Consider the following 18,193-nt stretch of genomic DNA (forward strand, 5'->3'; position numbering starts at 1 on the left):
CGATCCCGAGTGAGCAACCTGACTTAGGGTCGGCCGTTCCATCTCATTTTGTCACGCTACTCATATCGCCATGCCCGCTCTATCACTGCAGCCAGACCGCCTCTTTCCATCCGAAGCAAGCCAACGTGCCATCGCCAGGCGTCTTTACGCCCAGGTATCGGACTTGCCGATCATCAGTCCGCACGGGCATACCGATCCGGCGTGGTTCGCGGAGAACATGCCATTCGCTAATGCGACGGAGTTATTGCTGGTGCCGGACCATTACGTCTTCCGGATGCTTTACAGCCAGGGCATTTCGCTGGATGCGCTGGGTATCCCGCGCCGGGATGGCTCGCGCGCTGACGTTGATCCGCGCGAAGCCTGGCGCCTGTTCGCGGCGAATTTTCATCTGTTCCGCGGGACGCCATCGTCCATGTGGCTAAATCATGTTTTCCATGAAGTATTCGGCTTGCGCACGCGGCTGAGCGCCGAAACGGCAGATCTGTATTTCGATCACATTACCGATGCGCTGCAGCAACCGACCTATCGCCCGCGCGCGCTCTTCGAACGTTTCCGCATCGAATTGATCGCCACGACGGAATCGCCGCTCGATCCATTGACACATCATGCAGCCATCCGGCAGAGCGGCTGGCAAGGGCGCGTCATCACCGCCTATCGACCGGACCCTGTGGTGGACCCGGAACACGAACAATTCCCTTCGGCACTGCAGCAGTTCGGAGAGATCACGGGCGAGGATGTCTATGGTTGGGACGGTTATCTGCGCGCGCATCGCCAGCGGCGGGCCTTCTTCGCCCAAGCGGGCGCGACCTCTACCGACCATGGCCATCCCACGGCAGCCACGGCCAATCTCTCCAGGAGCGAAGCCAGTGCCTTGTTCGACAAAGTGGTGCAAGGCAAGGCGACCTCCGTGGAGGCAGAGCTGTTCCGTGCGCAAATGCTCACCGAAATGGCGGCCATGAGTCTCGACGACGGTCTGGTCATGCAGATCCACCCGGGGTGTTTCCGTAACCACAACCGTGAACTGTTCGAACGGTATGGACGAGACAAGGGAGCGGACATGCCTCTGCGTACTGAATACGTCACGGCCTTGAAGCCGCTGCTGGACCGTTTCGGCAACGAGTCTAGTTTCAAGCTGATTTTGTTTACGCTGGACGAAAGCACCTACAGCCGCGAACTTGCGCCGTTAGCTGGCCACTACCCAGCTTTGTTCCTCGGCCCTGCCTGGTGGTTCCACGATGCGCCGGAGGGCATGTGGCGTTTCCGCGAGTGGACGCTAAGCAGTGGTGGCTTCTACAACACCGTCGGCTTCAACGACGACACCCGCGCCTTCCTTTCGATCCCCGCGCGGCACGATGTGGCACGTCGTGTCGATTGTGCCTTCCTTGCCAAGCTTGTGGCTGAGCACCGCATGGACGAAGACGAGGCCATGGAACTGGCAGTCGATCTCGCCTACACACTGCCAAAGCAGGCTTACAAGCTTTAGACACTGTCCAAATCTGCGGCGTTTGGTAGGACCGGGCGCCGTAGAGACGCGGAATCATGGTGCGCCTGGGTATGTCGTAGTACCTGCTCACCGGATGTACCTGCCTGCGTCACCCGCAACTTGACGATCCTTCATCCCTCCAGCGTGCATTTGGCGATATCGAGGGCCGGAGGAAATGGAAGGCGGCTTGCACGCAAAGATCGCCCTCTTGAACGGCGACCGAGTTCACGCTTTGAGTGATTAGCTCAAAAGTAAGCGCCGAACAGGCCATCAATAATCTTTTCCGAGTTGTACTATCCGACGAGTCGTAAATTATCTGCGCCTGCTATAACGCTACCTTGATGGCACAGGTAGTGCGGAGGCGCTTTTCTGAGCAGGCGAAGTTTTTTGAATTTAGCGGTGAAGAGAGGCAAGCATCACATTCCCCGGCAGACACAGGACGAGTTTGGGTATCCATGCACGAAGCATGGCTTGTGATCGATCAATAAGAAAAACGTGTTTTGTGTGGGACGCATAAAACCGGGAAAGCGGGTGACGCGTGCGGGTTGTCATAGCGGATGATCACGAAGTAGTGCGCATCGGTGTGCGAGTCATACTGGAACACAGCGGTGAAGGCTATGACGTCGTAGGGCAGGCGGCTGGTGGCGGCGAGCTGCTGGAAGTATTGGCGCGTACCACGTGCGATCTGGTCATCACCGACTTCCTGATGCCTGAAGAAGATGAAGATGCTGTAGCCTTTGACGGGATCAACCTGCTGCGTGAATTACGCAACCGCTACCGCGCGCTGCCGGTGGTAGTCATGACGATGGCGCGTCATTCCGCCATCTTCCGCACCATGTACCAACAAGGGGCGGATGCGGTGGTGGAAAAGGCGCATCTTGTCCAGGAACTATTGCCCGCTTTGCGCACAGTACGCAGTGGCCGCACCTATGTCAGCCAGCATGGTGTCAAACAGCGGACGAAGGATTACGCGATGCCTGGCCGGTTCGAGGGCGACAAGCCCGAGCCACGGCTTTCCTCGCGTGAGGCAGAAGTGATCCGCTTGTTCGTCGAGGGGCGGAGCATTACCGAAATCGCTGCCCTTACAGGCCGCAGCGTCAAGACCATAAGCCGGCAAAAGCGGTGCGCCATGGAGAAGCTGGAGCTAAGCACCAATGGACAGGTGTTCGCGTACGCGCGTGCACATGGTCTGGATCTTTAGCAGCGATCGCGCAGCCATTATCGAGTCGTGTCTTGAGAAGTCTGCTTCGGTCATCGCTCGGAGCAGAACATCGTGTGCGTCTGCGCCGTGTAGAAAATGCCTACTGGGTTGGCTTTCACGTTATCTCCACAAGATTTTGAGATATTTCTTATTTTATTCGATCTAAATGACGCCTAACCTTGAGATAAATCTTAAGGCTCGGTCCATTTCCCCCGCTGACGCAGTTAGGTAGAAGACCTGCATAGTCAGTCAGGGGGCGAATAAAGGTGTGTAAGTCATGCCCTTGTCATGACTTGGCAAGTGTTTCCAGGGAGTGCATTCATGCTTGACGTAAACGTTCGCCACGCGACATCCGATCCTGGCATGAGCATCCGCGCCGACCACACACGATACAGATCTTGGCCAACCCACCCATAAAGCATTCGGATTTGCCGTTTTCTCCGCTTTACAACGCATCGCGCCCGCCCGTGAAGGGCACGGCCATCAGCTATCGAATGGGATTGGGGGATGGAGCCGCTGAAATCTGCGGTCAAGCGCAAACTTTCGTTGCCTGGGCTCACTGTTATCAGTCGCATGCTTGAGGTGTGCAGGCTAGAGGCAATTACTTTGCAAGAGGGCGGCTTGAATGGCGCTCTTGGCAGCTATCGGCGCGATGGTGCGAACTTTTGCAGCTTCGCTGCCGATTTCGCGTTGCATGGGCGTTTTTTGCTGCCGCAGGAGCACTATTTGGTCTGTTATCTGCATGACGTCGCGCCGGAAAGCTGGTGTGCCGGCATGCCGCTGTCGGCAGGTACGATGCTCCTGATACTGCCCGGCAGCGCGTGCGACCTGATGCTAGGAGCGGGATCGCGCGTCAGCTTGGTGCTGGCGCCGCTTCGTGGCGCGATGAAGCGCATCATCGACGTGCATGCCGACTCGTTCTGCGTACCTGGCCGACAATTTGCCTTGTTCACGCAAGAATGGCATATGGGTTCGCCTTTACGCGTCTGGCACGAAATGTTGTATCAGGGCCTGGCGGAAGGAAACATTCCGCAGTTAGAGCGGCTGATTGATAGCGGTGCTACCGATTTTCTCGCTGATGAACGCGGGATGCGGGCCTTGTTTGGTCAATCCGATGGATTCTTCGCACCCCATCCTGCCCATCGCCGCGCGCAGTACCCGGCGTTCCGCAAAGCTGCGCAATACATGCGCGATAACCTGCAGCGCGACATTTACATGGACGAGGTGGCTACCGCCGCACAGATCAGCGATCGCAGCCTGCGCATGGTTTTCGACGATCTGCTTGGCGTATCGCCCACCCGGTATTTGACCTTGCTGAGGCTGCATGAGGCGAGCCGCCGGCTTTCCATGCGCGGTGCCGAAAAGCTGTCGGTAAAGTCTGTCGCGATGAATTGCGGCCTATGGAACTTATCGCGATTTGCGGCCAGTTACCGGCGAGCCTTCGATGAGCATCCCAGCGATACGCTGCTGCGATCGTATAGCCTTGCTTCGTGATCTACACCGGCGCTACGGCCGATGTAACACGACGCGAACAACGCCAGAAGGAAGATCTCGAAAGAGTTAGCGAGAATGAATCGTCTGTCTTCGCTTTTTAGCACCGAAGCGACGTGGACGATTTGCTTCGCTTCCATTTTCTGGCAGTGACCTAGCCTCCGTAGTCGTCCGCTCTGAAGTCTCTCCATGGCAATAGATCTTCTAGAGCATTGTACGCAACCGGATTAAAGTCCCAGAACGGAGAAGGCGGCGTGTAGTGACCGCTGTTATTATTCCACTTCCCCATTTGTTCATAATACAACGCCATATCACCGGCGTAGAGCACCGGTTGTCTATGCGAAATCGACGTATGACCCTCAACATGGAATCTCTCAGGAATATGGTCGTTGCCGCGGGAAACGCCGCAGAGCACACGCAATGGGTTATCCTTGTCAGGAATGGGGACGACATAGCTGAATAAGCCATGCGCGCGTGGTACACGAGCGCCGGGGACCATTGGCGAAAAACTGTAAACATGATTTGTTTTTTGCAAAATAAATATGTTCTCAAGAGGCGCAAGATCTTGTAACTCGGCGTCAGGATCAACACGAAGGAGGTTAAAGCCCGACTCAATTGCTGATTGAGGGCCTTGTTGATGCTCAGGGTTTGTCGATGTTCCTTGCCCTGTCTTGTCCTCTGCAGTTGTTAACCTGGCTCTTTTAGTTGTAATAGGCTCATCTATGTCTGGCGGAGCAGGAGTGCTTGATCTTGATAGTGCGTTTCCTTCATTTTTGACTACGTCATCGAGGAGCGAATTAACCGCCGCTAGGACCTCTGGGTCAATCTCTACGCGGCCCGTAGGATCACTATGGTTGATGGGATCACAGGTGCAGTAAGCGTACGGGTTGATGCCACCAGGGCCAAAGGGACTGACGTTATCCCGAGCATTAAAACGCATCAATCCAGGAAGATCGAAGCGATGACCGTTGCCCAGCGGATAGGCCATCGTAATGGCATCCTGATAAGCCCCTGTAAAGCCTAGACTCTGGAACATAAAAATCTCCATTAAACACGAGACAGGTCAAAAAGAATACGATTAAAACCTGGCTTAACTGCATATAACGTCAAGTCGACCACGCTCTGCCTCAAAGATTGGAAGGCAGCATAATTTCGCACTAGTATTCGCGCCTTTGCTGTAGCGCCCTGAATATTTGCGTGGGATGTCAGCATCACGGGCGATCTCCGGATTTCGTGCTTTCCCCACTTCCCATAACCGGACACGCCCATGTGCCCCTCCGCAGACGCAGGGGCGACAGCGTAGCCATACTTCCAAACCATTGCTCGCGGGCGACCGTGGGCTAGCGACTTTGGACATCTGTCCATCGCAGGGCTTGCCTTTGCACGTGCTGCGCATATGCAGCTCCACATTTCTTCCTTCGGCCATGATCATCGACGCAGCGTGTCGGCTGCTTTCCATATTTGTACGATAATTTCCGAAAAAGGGTATTCCTTTGCCGATTCTGTGCATCCTTTTCCGATTCGTTCCGCTTCAATGAACCCATCGCCATCTGCATGAAGTAGATGCCGCGGTTGGGGGTATGAAGTTGAGGCGGCTATGACATTCTTCTGCGACACAGCGAACATCGACGGTTTGCGCACAACGTGCGCGCATCCGCAGGCAAGGGCGTATCGATCCAGCGCCGATCCGGCATGCCGATGGCATCCATCTGCATGCCTGCATCCCAATGTTCCGTGCGCAGGCTTCAGCGCATTTGCTGCGTACTGAACAGTCGTTTTTCCCGCATGCAAGGACGACATGTGTCCGCGAAACAACGCGGGCGGCTGGCGATCGACTCCACCCTCTCGATAACGCCTCAGGATCGTTGCCCGCCGGGAAGTCTCGCTCGATGTGCATCACGGCATCCGGTGATTCGAATTTGTCATCCGCGCAAGCGGATTTTGGAGAAAGCCATGAACAGGATCTACAGCAAAGTCTGGAATGCTTCGCTCAACAAGCTGGTGGTAGCGTCGGAATTAGCCGCTTGCTGTCGCAGTAGCGGGAAAGGCGAGCACGGTACGAATGTCCAGCCATCCCTTCGAGGCATCATCCAGAGTATCAGCGCGGCCATCGGCGACGGTTGGGTACGGCTTGGCTGGAAGTCGGTCATGGGAGCGTTGCCGATACTCGCAGGTGTCATGGCGCCTGGGATTGCGTCCGCGCAATACAACGCAGGCGGAGGCACTACTTCAGGGACTGGCCAGATTGCGATCAGCGGTAACTGCGGCGGCGGCACGGATGCGCAGACGCTTGGCGGCTCAGCCGACTACAACGAAATCGCCATAGGGTGTTATGCCGTTGCGCAAGGCATCAATGCCACGGCACTCGGTCAAAATGCCAAAGCTCAGGCTACTGGCACCGTGGCGCTAGGGGTAAACTCCACTGCAAACGCAACGTATGCAACCGCTCTTGGTGTCAGCGCTATTGCTTCAGCAGCCAACGCCACCGCGGTAGGGATTAATGCAGCTGCAAGCGGTTCGGATGCGACCGCTGTGGGCGAGGGTGCGCAAGCCGGCATCGGTTCGACGGCATTAGGCGGAGCGACAATTGCCACCGGCAATGGTGCGATCGCGGCCGGACTAGGCGCCCAGGCAGCCACCGATCACTCGACGGCGATTGGTTGGCAGGCTTATGCAACGGCGCTCAACTCCATCTATATAGGTCCACGTACAACCGGGGTGGGGGCTTCGGCAGAGTCGGCTATTGCCATAGGCACGGATGTGCAATCGTCGGGCACTTATGCCATCGCCATGGGCCTGCAGGCCAATGCGAGCCAATCTCAGGCGATTGCTATCGGCGAGCAGGCCAGTGCATCAGGCGCTTCCGCGTCAGCCATCGGGGTTCAAGCCAAGGCAGCAGGAAGCAATGCGTTGGCGGCCGGCCCAGACGCCAACGCATCTGCCAATTTCTCGCTCGCTTTAGGCAACCAGGTCGCTGCCACCGGCGCCGGATCCGTGGCAGAAGGGTCAGGCGCCCAAAGTACAGGGACATCTGCCGTGGCGGTAGGCAACAATGCCTATGCTTCTCAGACCGACGCGACAGCATTAGGTGTAGGCGCTAGCGCCACGCAAGCGAACGCCGTGGCAGTCGGCGCGCTTGCCATCGCAAATGGTGCCCAGGGCGTTGCCATCGGTCACTCCGCCAACGCGCAAGCTGCCTCGACTGTTGCGATAGGTGACAGCAGCTCGGTATCAGCGACGGCAGGCACCGGTTCGTTCGCGGGCGGCTACCAGTCGAAGGTGCTCGGCGGGACGGGCGCGGTGGCGATCGGTCAACAGCAAACGGTGAACGGCAACGGCGCGGTCGCCATCGGCGATCCGAACACGGCCACCGGCAACGGCGCCGTTGCAACGGGCGCGAACGACACCGCCACCGCCGACGGCGCCGTCGCCATCGGCAATAACAACAACGCCACAGGGCAGGGCGCGGTAGCGTTGGGCAACTCGTCCAACGCCACCGCGGCCAGCGCGCTGGCCTTCGGCGATACGGCCACGGCCAGTCAGGCCAACGCGATAGCGCTGGGCGCCGGCGCAACAGCGGGGACGCAAGCTGGTGACGTGGCGCTAGGTTCGGGCTCGGTCACGGCAACCGTGGTGAACACGGCGACTGCGACTGTCAACAACATCACCTACTCGGGCTTTGCCGGCACCAATGCCACCAGCACGGTAAGCGTGGGAGCCACCGGCGCACCACGTACCCTTACACACGTTGCGGCAGGCCAGATCAGCCAGACGAGCACCGATGCGATCAACGGCTCCGAACTGTATAGCGTCGCCAATACATTGACCTCGCAGATTACCGCGGCGCAGACGCACGACTACAGCGTCAACAGCATTTCCACCGGCACCGACACGAACTACAACAATGCAGGCGCGACCGGCTCCAATGCTTTGGCGGCCGGCGTCAGTGCTGCCGCTTCCGGCACAGACGCCACGGCAGTGGGCAACGGTACCAACGCCAGCGGCACGAACAGTACTGCGTTGGGCAATGCCAGCACGGCCAGCATCGGCAACGCCGTGGCGATCGGTAGCGGTGCCATCGCGGGTACGAACGCGGGCGATGTAGCGCTGGGTGCGGGCTCCGTGACGGCGACGGTGGTGCAGACGGGCGGCACCACCCTCGATGGTGTCAGTTACACCTTCGCCGGTGCCACACCCTCCAGCACAGTGAGCGTGGGCAGCGTGGGTAATGAGCGCACCATCACCAATGTGGCGGCGGGCCGGATCAGCCAGAACTCTACGGACGCGATCAACGGCAGCGAGTTGTACGCCACCAACCAGGCGGTCAACAGCCTGAATACCACGGTGGCTAACGGACTCACGCATTACTACAGCGTCAACGACGGCGGCACGCAGCAGGCCAATTACACCAACGACGGTGCCACCGGCACGAACTCGCTCGCCGCTGGCGTAGCAGCCTCCGCCAACACCACCAATGCAACCGCGCTGGGTTACAACGCGCAGGCGACCATCACCGACAGCGTGGCGCTGGGTTCGGGTTCGGTTTCAGACCGTGCGCTGGCGCCGGCCAGTGGCACCGTGGGCGGCACGTACATTCCCTACAACACCACGGACCGCACGCTGCTCGGTGCAGTGTCGGTGGGCAGCCCGACCAGCTATCGCCAGATCACCAACGTGGCGGATGGCACGGCGACCAACGATGCAGTCACCGTGCGTCAGCTGACGGGCGCGTTGAGTTCGTTTGCCACGACGACGACGAAGTACTTCCACGCCAACTCTACCGATCCCGATTCATTGGCGGTGGGCAACAACGCCATCGCAGTGGGCCCGAACACGGTGACGAATGGCGACAACGGCGTAGCCATGGGTAACGGCGCGATCGTGCAGCAGAATGCGCCGGGCGGTGTGGCAATCGGTGAGAACGCCATCTCGTACCTGCAGGATTCGATTGCGATGGGCACGAATGCTTCAGCCGGCGGCATTCAAGCCGTGTCGATTGGCGCGGGCGCCACCACCGCCGATCCCACCAGCGTGGCGCTAGGTGCTGGCGCGAACGCCAGTGCGCAGGCCGGAGACGTGGCGCTTGGCGCGAACTCGACTACCTCGGCGGTACATGGCACCAGCAGTGTGATGGTGGGCGGCAATACCTACGCGGTAGCCGGCACCACGCCGACCAGTACGGTGAGCGTAGGCAGCGCAGGCAATGAACGCACGGTTACCAACGTGGCGGCAGGGCAGGTCAGTGCCACCAGTACGGATGCCATCAATGGTTCGGAGTTGTATGCAACGAATCAACAGGTGGACGCCAACACCAGTGCCATTAGCAACCTCAACAATACGATCACCAACGTCACCAGCGGAAGTTCCTCCAAATACTATTCGGTGTCTTCTACAGGCAATGCTTCTTCTGCCACGGGTACGAATGCGGTGGCCGAAGGTCCATCCTCCTCAGCCTCGGGCAACAACAGCGTCGCGGTCGGCAGCAACAGCAGTGCCTCTGGCAATAATTCAGTGGCGCTGGGTGCGGGCTCCACCGATGACGGACGTTCCAACGTGGTGTCAGTAGGTTCGTCCTCCCAGCAGCGGCAGATCACCAATGTGGAAGCCGGTACGGCAACCACCGACGCGGCAAACGTCGGCCAGGTAAACCAGGGTGTGCAAACTGCTGAGAACTGGGCGCAAAACTATACCGATCAGCGGCTCGCATCGATCAATCATGATCTCAACGCGATTTCCAATCGCGCGGACGCAGGTATTGCCGCAGGCATTGCCATGGCCAGTCTGGGCCAGGCCTATCAGCCGAACCTGAGCACTTTCGGCGTGGGCGTAGGTGCCTATCACGGAGAGGCGGGCGTGGCAGTGGGCTTGTCGACCATTTCGGAAAGCGGGCGCTACATCTTCAAGCTGGCCGCTTCATCCAATACGCAAGGTGATGTGGGTGTCGGCGGCAGCATCAATGTCGTCTGGTGAGGACAGGGAGGCGAACATGAAAACGTCAAAACAGCTGTTGGTAATCGCAATGACCACCCTGCTGACCATGGGCCTGAGCGCTTGCGGCAATGTCAGCCGCCATGTGGCCAAGGACGGCTCGCATGCACAGGAGCTTGTGTGGCCGAAACCGGATGAGGTGACTCCCATGCATCGCAGCGGCACGTTTCCCCAGCTGAGTGCCTTGCGCCAGTTGCATGCAGGCATGAACAAACCGCAGATTTCGCAATTGATTGGCTGGCCACACTTCGATGAAGGCGTGTGGAACGTGCGTGAGTGGAACTACGTGTTCAATTTCAGTGACAGCAACTCTCACATAACGGTGTGCCAGTTCAAGATCCTGTTCGATCAGCACAAGCTGGCGCGCAGCTTCTACTGGAAGCCGGAAGCGTGCGCGCGCTATATGCGTCCGTCATCTCCGCTTGCGCCAACACCTGCCGCGAAGGTGCTGAAGCAGGAAACCACGCTATCGACGGATGCCTTGTTCGTGTTCGACCGTTACGCGCTCAAGGACATCACAGATGACGGGCGTGTGCGGCTGGACGACTTGGCAGCGCGCCTGTTGAATGAGAAGGAACGCATAACGCGTATCAGTGTGGTTGGCTATACGGATCGGCTCGGCAGCGATGCCTATAACCAGTTGCTCTCGCAACGGCGCGCGGAGTCGGTGGCGGAATATCTCGAGGCCAAAGGCGTGCCAGGGGCATTGATCAGTGCCCAAGGGCGAGGGAAGGCAGCACCCTTGGTGCAGTGTGCGGATCACACGCGCAACAAATTGATTGCTTGTCTTGCACCAAACCGGCGTGTGGTAGTGCGGGTGAATGTGCGCGGCGATTGAACCTGTCCGACATGGCTTCTTTCTCGCGTGCGAGAGGGAAGCCGTATCGCGCCATCCATATCGTGGCAGCTTTTGCTTGTCCAATTTCAAAAACAGCATCGCGGGAACTGAACATCATGCGAGTCATTGCCTCTCTTGCTTTCTTCGCCCTGGCTGCCGTCACAACGGGCGTGCTTGCTCAATCCACCGCAGCGGCCCGTCAACCCACGCCACAGGATTATGCGCAGCGTAATCAGCAACTGGAGCAGGCGGCCCTGGAGGTAGCGAGGCTGGTCGACAAGGATCAGGAAGGGCAGGTATGGGACGGGGCTTCCAGTATCACCAAGCGGCTGGTCAATCGCGATGCATTCGTAAAGGGCGTCGGCGCCGATCGCAAGACGGCAGGTGCTTTGATCACGCGCACGCTGGCCAGATTGACCTTCAGTGAATCGGATGGCAAGAAACTTCCCTCCGGCCTATTTGCCAACGTGGCATTCGCGACGCGCTTCATCAATGAAAAGCAGCCGATACGTGAGTTGATTTCCTTTCACTTGGATAGCGACAAGGTGTGGCGTGTGACAGGCTACACACTGCGGTGATATCTATTAAGCAGGCTCTCAGTGTCGCTTGAAGCGCAGGGTGATCGAGGAACCGATGTACTACGTCACCGCCAGAATGAGTTTTTGATCATGGCTGTAAGCGTTCGCGATACCAAATCTGGCGAGGCATCTCCGAGCTTGGCGTACATGGTTCTCAGCGGATCGGTAAATCGCTGGTCGCCTGCGAGCGCGCCGAAGACCGATTCGATGCCGAGAAAGGCATTCACGTCGGCATACGGATCGCCGGTGCAGGCGAGGCCCGTGCGGGACAGACTTTCGTTGAGCGGGTCGACCAGCGCAACGCCATGATGAGCCTGCCGGCGCACAAACTGCATCCATGCCGCGACGGAAAGGCATAGCGACTCGACCGGCTGCTTCTTTGCTAACGCATCCGTGATCGTGCTGAGCAGGCGCACGGGTAATTTCTGCGAGCCGTCCCAGGCGATTTGCAATAGCCGATGACGAATGGCCGGATTACGGAAACGATCGAGGATGGCATCGATATACGCATGAACATCGAAGCCTTCCGGAAGGATCATGGCCGGAGCAATCGATTCACGCATCAATCGTTCCACGAATGCAGCAAGCGGCGGATCGCGCATGGCATCGGCAACGGTTTCCAGGTTCATGAGTGAACCGAGATAAGCCAGGGTAGAGTGCGCGCCATTGAGAAAGCGAAGTTTGGCGCGATCGTACCCCGCAATGTCACGGCTCAGCGTGGCGCCCACATGCTCGAAGGGCGGCCGGTCATTGCAGAAACGGTCTTCGATCACCCATTGCGTATATGTCTCGCGCTGGATGGGCCACGCGTCTGCACAGCCGAGTGCAAGGCTGACACGTTCGCGTAGAGCCTCGTCGGAGGCCGGCGTGATGCTGTCGACCATCGAGCATGGAAACGCGACGTTCCGCTCAATCCAGTCTGCCAGTGGAGGATCGATACGTTGCGCAAATTGCACGACGGCATGGCGTAGACGATGTCCGTTTTCCGCCAGGTTGTCGCAGCTGAGCACGGTGTAGGGGCGAAGGCCCTGCTTTTGACGCCTGCGCAGTCCCGCCACAATGTAGCCGACAGCGCTATGCGGTGTTTCAGGTACGGCAAGGTCATGCACGATATCCGGGTGCGTGGTGTCGAGGTCGCGACCCGCAAGGCAATATCCCTTCTCGGTGATCGTCAGCGTCACCAGGCGCACGGCGGGATCGGCGAGGCGCGCCAGCACCGTGTCCGATTCGTCACGCGCGGATAGCCATTCGCGCACCGATCCTATGACTCGCAACTGCGTAGGTTCGCCAAGCAGCAGCAGGGTGTACAAGCCATCCTGCGGTCGCAGCGCGTCGCGTACATCGGTGCTGTGCAGCGAGACACCGCAGATCGCCCAATCCGGATGCTCCGCCAGCAAGTCGTCGACGTACACCGCCTGGTGCGCGCGGTGGAATGCGCCCGCACCTATATGCACGATACCGATACGCGTGCCGTCGCGTGAATACGCAGGCTTGATGACGTTGTCGGGCAGCTGATCGAGCATGCTCGCCGACAAGCGCGGTATGGGAAGCGAGGTGGATTCGGCCATCAGCGTTTTACCTCGAACCCTTCCTGCGCAAGGAACGCAAGCATGTCCGTTTCGCGTAGCAGGTTGACGTCACCGGGAATGGAATGCTTGAGGCAAGCCGCCGCCGTCGCAAAGCCCAAGGCGGCGTCATCGGGCATTTCTCGGAACAGGCCATGCAAGAGACCAGCAGCGAAGGCATCGCCGCCACCGATACGGTCGACGATGCCGCTCAATGCATGCGCGACAGTGACGTGCACATGATCGCGCGTCGCCAGCAAGCCGATAATGTTCTGATCGTCCACGCTCTCGTGACGGCGTCCGGTAGCCGCCATGTAACGAAGGTGCGGCCATGCTGCAAACGCAGCGCTGCTGGCGGCGCGAAAACGCTCGCTCGCGTCGGCTTCGGGGAAGTTCATGCCGAGAATCAAGGCGACATCGCGGTCGTTACCGAAGATAACGTCTGCCTGCGCCGCCATCTCTCGCAATAGCGACGGTGCCTGGGGTGACCGCGATCCCCACAGTTTGCTGCGATAGTTGCAATCAAACGAAACCAACAGTCCTGCCGCGCGCGCAGCATGCACGGCATGCAAAGCTGCTTGCGCGGTGTTCTCGCACAGGGCCAGGTTGATGCCTGACAGGTGCAACCATTGCGCACCTGTCAGCAGAAGCGGCCAGTCGTAGCCATGCGTCGGGGTCAACGCAAATACCGAGCCCGCGCGGTCGTAGAGAACGTCGGAAGGCCGATGCATGGCCCCTGGCGACAGGAAGTACAGCCCCATGCGTCCATCGGCGTAGTGCAAGCGAGTCGTATCGACGCCATGACGACGCAATTCGGCGGCGCAAGCGTGGCCGAGCACGTTGTTCGGTAGCGCGCTCACCATGATGCTGTGGTGACCGAGAATGGCCAGCGAAGCGGCCACGTTCGCCTCGGCTCCCCCGAAGTGCGCGTTGAACTGCGGCGACTGGAAAGGCAGTTCATGGCCGGGCGGCGACAGTCGCATAAGCAATTCGCCGAACGTCACGATGCAGCGCGTCGCAGCAGAAGAGGAGGATGTCCCGATCATCGTGTGCTCCCGTCAGTCCTGCACGACCAGGTCTTTGCTCAGGCGGATATCGGCACTCGATGCGCCAATCTGCACCTGGTAGCGTCCAGGGTCCACCGCATAGGCGTGATGCGTGACGTCGTAATACTTCAGATCTGATTGCGGCGAGATGTCAAAGGACACCTCTTTCTCCTCGCCCGGCTGTAGCGCAATGCGCTGGAAGCCATGCAGTTCCTTGATCACGCGCACACGTGGTGCATGTAAAGGGTGCACGTAAAGCTGCACGACCTCATCGCCGGCACGTTGGCCGGTATTTTTGACTTTCAATGTCACCTTGATGTGATCCGCGGGGTGCACGGTGCTTCGGTCAAGCTGAAGATCCGAGTAGGCAAAGTGGGTATAGGAGAGGCCATAGCCAAAGGGATAAAGCGGCGTGCCCTTGAAGTAACGGTAGGTACGTCCCTTCATACTGTAATCATCGAACGGCGGCAGTTTTTCGCTGGCCTTGTAGAACGTAACCGGAAGGCGGCCCGCCGGATCCACATCTCCGAACAGCACATCGGCTACCGCATTGCCACCACGCTGGCCGGGATACCACGCCACCAGAATGGCCGGTAAATGTTGCTTGGCCCAATCGATTGCCAGCGCGGAACCGGTGGTGAGCACTAGCACTACCGGCTTGCCGGTGGCATGCAGGGCCTGCAGCAATGTTTCCTGTGTCGCCGGCAAAAGCAGGTTGGTACGGTCGCCCCCTGCAAAGCCAGGGTAGTGGACTTTCATCTCTTCGCCTTCCACATCGCTGGTCAGGCCGCCTACGAAGATCACCACATCGGCGCGACGTGCCGCATCCATGGCTTCTTCAAATGGCGGCTTGGCACCGGGCAACCGCCAGGACAGTTGTGCATCGTGATTCTGCTCGCTGTTGGTGTATTCCAGGCGAATGGCGTAAGCCTTGCCGCCCTGGAGATCGACCGTGGCACTCTTGGCCTGCGCATGACCGCTCCAGTCATCCATGACCAGGCGATTGTCGATATACAGGCGGAAACCGCCGCTGGAGACGGGATTCAACGCATAGCGACCGGATATGGGCGGCAACAGTTCACCGCTCCAGCGCACGCTGAACTGGTTTTTCTGCAGCGCCTTGTCGACCGGCAACTCACCCTGCAAAACCAAGTTGTCGGTCGGAGTGCTGTTATCCCAGTGGAAATTGATGTTTGCATCGGTGCGCGTAAGCACAGGAGTGCCGGCGAGATCGGCATTGCGGAAATACTCCGCTTTCAGACCGTGCTCGGTAGTGTTCGCGGCTGGCCGCAGATAGGTGGGCTCGATCAGCGTCGCATCGCCGTGACCGCCCATGCCTTCGACCAGGTCGGCGCCGTGCACGTAAGTGACGGTCGCATGGGGTACCGCCTCACGAATACCCTGGAGGATGGTTACGGGCGCGGCAGGCGTGCCGTGATAATTGCCGACCAGCGCGGTGACGCTATCCGCTGTAGGACCAATCACCGCGATGCGCTTCACATCGCGTGAAAGCGGCAGCAACCCGTTGTTCTTCAGCAGTACGATGGATTCCTGTGCAGCGCGGCGTGCCAGCGCATCGTGTGCAGGCGATTGATTGACCGAATACGGAAGCTTGGACCACGGCACGCGATCCGGCGGATCGAACATGCCGAGCCGGAAGCGCGCCAGCATCAGCCGTTTTACCGAGGTATCGATGTCGGCTTCGCTGACCAGGCCATCATGCACGGCCTTGGTCAGCGCGGCGTAGGTCGTGCCGCAGTTCAGGTCGTCACCGTTCTTCACGCCCATGGCGGCAGCCTGTTCGGCCGTCGGTACCACTTTATGGCGCATATAGATGTCATCGATCGCATCGCAATCGGACAGCACATAACCCTTGAAACCCCAGTCTTTGCGTAAGATCACCTGCAGCAAACGATGGCTTGCCGCGGCGGGCTCGCCGTCGACGCGATTGTACGCACCCATGACCGCATCGACATCCGCCTGCTGCACCAATGCCTGGAAGGCGGGAAGGTAGGTTTCATACAAATCGCGTTCACTGGGGTGCACGTCGAAATGATGGCGTTCCGACTCCGGACCGCTGTGCACGGCAAAGTGCTTGGCGGTGGCATCCAGTTTCTGATATTTCGGATCGTCGCCTTGCATGCCGCGCACAAAAGCGACCCCCATCTGCGAGGTGAGGTACGGATCTTCGCCATAGGTTTCCTGGCCACGCCCCCAGCGCGGGTCGCGGAAGATATTGATGTTGGGCGACCAGAATGTCAGGCCTTCATAGCGGCCGTGCATGCCGTGCCGCTCGAACTCGTTGTACTTGGCCCGCGCTTCATCGCTGATCGCAACCGCCTCTTCATGCAGCAGCGCCGGATCGAACGTCGCCGCGAGTCCGATCGCTTGCGGGAACACGGTCGCCTCCCCGGCACGCGCCACACCGTGCAAACCCTCGTTCCACCAATCGTAGGCCGGGATGCCCAGGCGCGGTATCGCCGGGGCGGCGTTTTGCATCTGCGAGACTTTCTCCTGCAGTGTCATGCGCGACACCAGGTCGGCAGCACGCTGTTCAAAGCTGCGATTCGGGTCTTGATAGATCGCCGTTTGCGACCAGGCAGGAGGCGCTGCGATCAATGCAGCGGCGATGAGGAGTCGAACGTTTTTTTGATGTGCTGTTTGCATGGTTACCTGGCCGCCATTGCTCTGATATCTCGCATGACTCCCTCCCCTATATGCAGGAGGGGAACGGGTGTTTTCGCATCACCAATCCCACATCGACCCATCTTCCAGGCGCGCGATCGGTAGCTGTTTGGGCGAATAGGGAAAGCGCGCCGCCAGCTTCTCGTCGATAGTGACACCGTGGCCTGCAGATTCGCCGCAATGCAGTCGACCGTTCTTGAGGACGTAGTCGTGCGGGAATACTTCGTCGGTTTCGTCGGTATGGAACATGTATTCCTGAATGCCGAAGTTAGGCACCCATGTATCGAAGTGCAGGGCGGCACCCATGCATACCGGCGACAAATCGGTGGCGCCGTGGAAACCGGTACGAACCTGATGAAGCGCGGCGAAATCTGCCAGGCGGCGCAGATGCGTGATGCCGCCGCCGTGCACGATGGTGGTGCGGATGTAGTCGATCAGCTGATTTTCGATCAGGTGTTTGCAATCCCAGATCGAATTGAACACTTCGCCAACGGCCAGCGGCGTGACGGAATGCTGGCGGATCAGTTCGAACGATTTCTGGTTTTCGGCGGGGGTGGCGTCTTCGAGCCAGAACAGGCGATAGGGTTCGACGCTGCGCGCCAGCCGTGCCGCTTCGACGGGAGTCAGGCGGTGATGCACATCGTGCAGCAATTCAATATGGTTGCCGTGGTCGGCACGCAGGCGCTCGAACAGCTGCGGCACGACTTCAAGATATCGTGGCGTCGACCACACAGTTTCCAGTGGCAGCTCGCTCTCGGCCGGTTCGTAAGCCTTGCCGCTGGAAATACCGTAGGCCTTCTTCACGCCTGGCACACCGCACTGCGCGCGCACGGCAAGAAAGCCCTGCTCGATAAAGCGGCCGACAGCATCGCTGGCTTCGGCGATGTCGCGCCCATTGGCATGGCCGTACACCAGGGCACCTTCGCGCGAACGTCCGCCGAGCAACTGATAAAGCGGCATATTGGCCAGCTTGCCCTGGATGTCCCAGAGCGCCACATCGACGGCCGCGATGGCACTCATCGTCACGGGACCGCGGCGCCAGTAGGCGCCACGATAAAGAAACTGCCAGATATCCTCGATGCGGCCTGCATCACGACCGATCAGGTTCGGCACGACGTGATCCTGCAGATAGGAGGCTACGGCGAGCTCCCGACCGTTGAGCGTCGCATCGCCAAGACCGGTGATGCCGGAGCGCGTTTCGATTTTCAAGGTAACGAAGTTGCGTCCGGGACAGGTCACGATGACGCGTGCGTCGACAATCTCACGATCGCGGGTCGAACCGACGGAAGTTGTTTCGGAGTTGGGTGTAATGGTCATG

At 59.1% G+C, this 18,193-nt stretch carries 11 protein-coding genes; 6 read left to right on the forward strand and 5 right to left on the reverse strand.

The genetic code is table 11. The features are described from left to right. The first annotated feature begins 70 nt into the window (after window positions 1-70). The 3 genes from uxaC (at window position 71) to AC4HNJ_RS20440 (ending at window position 4,178) form a co-directional block, all read left to right on the forward strand. The gene (uxaC, locus tag AC4HNJ_RS20430) at window positions 71-1,483 is read left to right on the forward strand and encodes a glucuronate isomerase (protein WP_490481456.1); all 1,413 of its coding nucleotides are present in this window, start codon (window positions 71-73) and stop codon (window positions 1,481-1,483) included. 538 nt (window positions 1,484-2,021) lie between these two features. Next, on the forward strand, window positions 2,022-2,684 hold the full coding sequence (locus AC4HNJ_RS20435; RefSeq protein WP_490481457.1) for a response regulator: 663 nt from the start codon (window positions 2,022-2,024) through the stop codon (window positions 2,682-2,684). Window positions 2,685-3,305: 621 nt separating this feature from the next. After that, entirely contained in the window at window positions 3,306-4,178 is an 873-nt protein-coding gene (locus AC4HNJ_RS20440) for a helix-turn-helix domain-containing protein (protein WP_490481458.1), read from the forward strand. A 151-nt stretch (window positions 4,179-4,329) separates the two neighbouring features. Here AC4HNJ_RS20440 and AC4HNJ_RS20445 read toward each other — a convergent pair whose 3' ends face one another. Next, entirely contained in the window at window positions 4,330-5,211 is an 882-nt protein-coding gene (locus AC4HNJ_RS20445; RefSeq protein ID WP_490481459.1) for an RHS repeat-associated core domain-containing protein, read from the reverse strand. A gap of 917 nt (window positions 5,212-6,128) precedes the next feature. Between AC4HNJ_RS20445 and AC4HNJ_RS20450 the strand changes: the two genes are divergently transcribed. The 3 genes from AC4HNJ_RS20450 (at window position 6,129) to AC4HNJ_RS20460 (ending at window position 11,579) form a co-directional block, all read left to right on the forward strand. Continuing rightward, complete coding sequence (locus tag AC4HNJ_RS20450) at window positions 6,129-10,145, forward strand: YadA-like family protein (protein WP_490481460.1); 4,017 nt, start codon at window positions 6,129-6,131, stop codon at window positions 10,143-10,145. 16 nt (window positions 10,146-10,161) lie between these two features. Beyond that, complete coding sequence (locus AC4HNJ_RS20455; RefSeq protein WP_490481461.1) at window positions 10,162-11,001, forward strand: outer membrane protein assembly factor BamE; 840 nt, start codon at window positions 10,162-10,164, stop codon at window positions 10,999-11,001. 116 nt (window positions 11,002-11,117) lie between these two features. Continuing rightward, complete coding sequence (locus AC4HNJ_RS20460) at window positions 11,118-11,579, forward strand: DUF4019 domain-containing protein (protein WP_490481462.1); 462 nt, start codon at window positions 11,118-11,120, stop codon at window positions 11,577-11,579. Window positions 11,580-11,644: 65 nt separating this feature from the next. Here the strand turns inward: AC4HNJ_RS20460 and AC4HNJ_RS20465 are convergent, their stop codons facing one another. The 4 genes from AC4HNJ_RS20465 to manD form a co-directional block, all read right to left on the reverse strand. After that, a complete protein-coding gene (locus tag AC4HNJ_RS20465; protein WP_490481463.1) occupies window positions 11,645-13,147 on the reverse strand; it encodes a mannitol dehydrogenase family protein in 1,503 nt (500 codons plus the stop codon). Continuing rightward, the gene (locus AC4HNJ_RS20470; protein WP_490481464.1) at window positions 13,147-14,190 is read right to left on the reverse strand and encodes a PfkB family carbohydrate kinase; all 1,044 of its coding nucleotides are present in this window, start codon (window positions 14,188-14,190) and stop codon (window positions 13,147-13,149) included. The genes AC4HNJ_RS20465 and AC4HNJ_RS20470 overlap by 1 nt, the downstream gene beginning before the upstream one ends. 12 nt (window positions 14,191-14,202) lie before the next feature. Continuing rightward, complete coding sequence (locus AC4HNJ_RS20475; RefSeq protein WP_490481465.1) at window positions 14,203-16,857, reverse strand: glycoside hydrolase family 3 protein; 2,655 nt, start codon at window positions 16,855-16,857, stop codon at window positions 14,203-14,205. Between the two features lie 78 nt (window positions 16,858-16,935). Further along, window positions 16,936-18,192: a D-mannonate dehydratase ManD gene (gene manD, locus AC4HNJ_RS20480; protein ID WP_490481466.1), complete on the reverse strand. Its 1,257-nt coding sequence runs from the start codon at window positions 18,190-18,192 to the stop codon at window positions 16,936-16,938. Between the last annotated feature and the right edge of the window lies 1 nt (window position 18,193).

The organism is Dyella sp. SYSU CM1112, from assembly GCF_058216415.1.

Excerpts from the sequence above, each read along its gene's own strand:
- AC4HNJ_RS20470 (WP_490481464.1), bottom strand. The coding sequence starts at position 14,190 with ATGATCGGGACATCCTCCTCTTCTGCTGCGACGCGCTGCATCGTGACG.
- manD (WP_490481466.1), bottom strand. The coding sequence starts at position 18,192 with ATGACCATTACACCCAACTCCGAAACAACTTCCGTCGGTTCGACCCGC.
- AC4HNJ_RS20460 (WP_490481462.1), top strand. The coding sequence starts at position 11,118 with ATGCGAGTCATTGCCTCTCTTGCTTTCTTCGCCCTGGCTGCCGTCACA.
- AC4HNJ_RS20465 (WP_490481463.1), bottom strand. The coding sequence starts at position 13,147 with ATGGCCGAATCCACCTCGCTTCCCATACCGCGCTTGTCGGCGAGCATG.
- AC4HNJ_RS20455 (WP_490481461.1), top strand. The coding sequence starts at position 10,162 with ATGAAAACGTCAAAACAGCTGTTGGTAATCGCAATGACCACCCTGCTG.
- AC4HNJ_RS20450 (WP_490481460.1), top strand. The coding sequence starts at position 6,129 with ATGAACAGGATCTACAGCAAAGTCTGGAATGCTTCGCTCAACAAGCTG.
- AC4HNJ_RS20475 (WP_490481465.1), bottom strand. The coding sequence starts at position 16,857 with ATGCAAACAGCACATCAAAAAAACGTTCGACTCCTCATCGCCGCTGCA.
- uxaC (WP_490481456.1), top strand. The coding sequence starts at position 71 with ATGCCCGCTCTATCACTGCAGCCAGACCGCCTCTTTCCATCCGAAGCA.
- AC4HNJ_RS20445 (WP_490481459.1), bottom strand. The coding sequence starts at position 5,211 with ATGTTCCAGAGTCTAGGCTTTACAGGGGCTTATCAGGATGCCATTACG.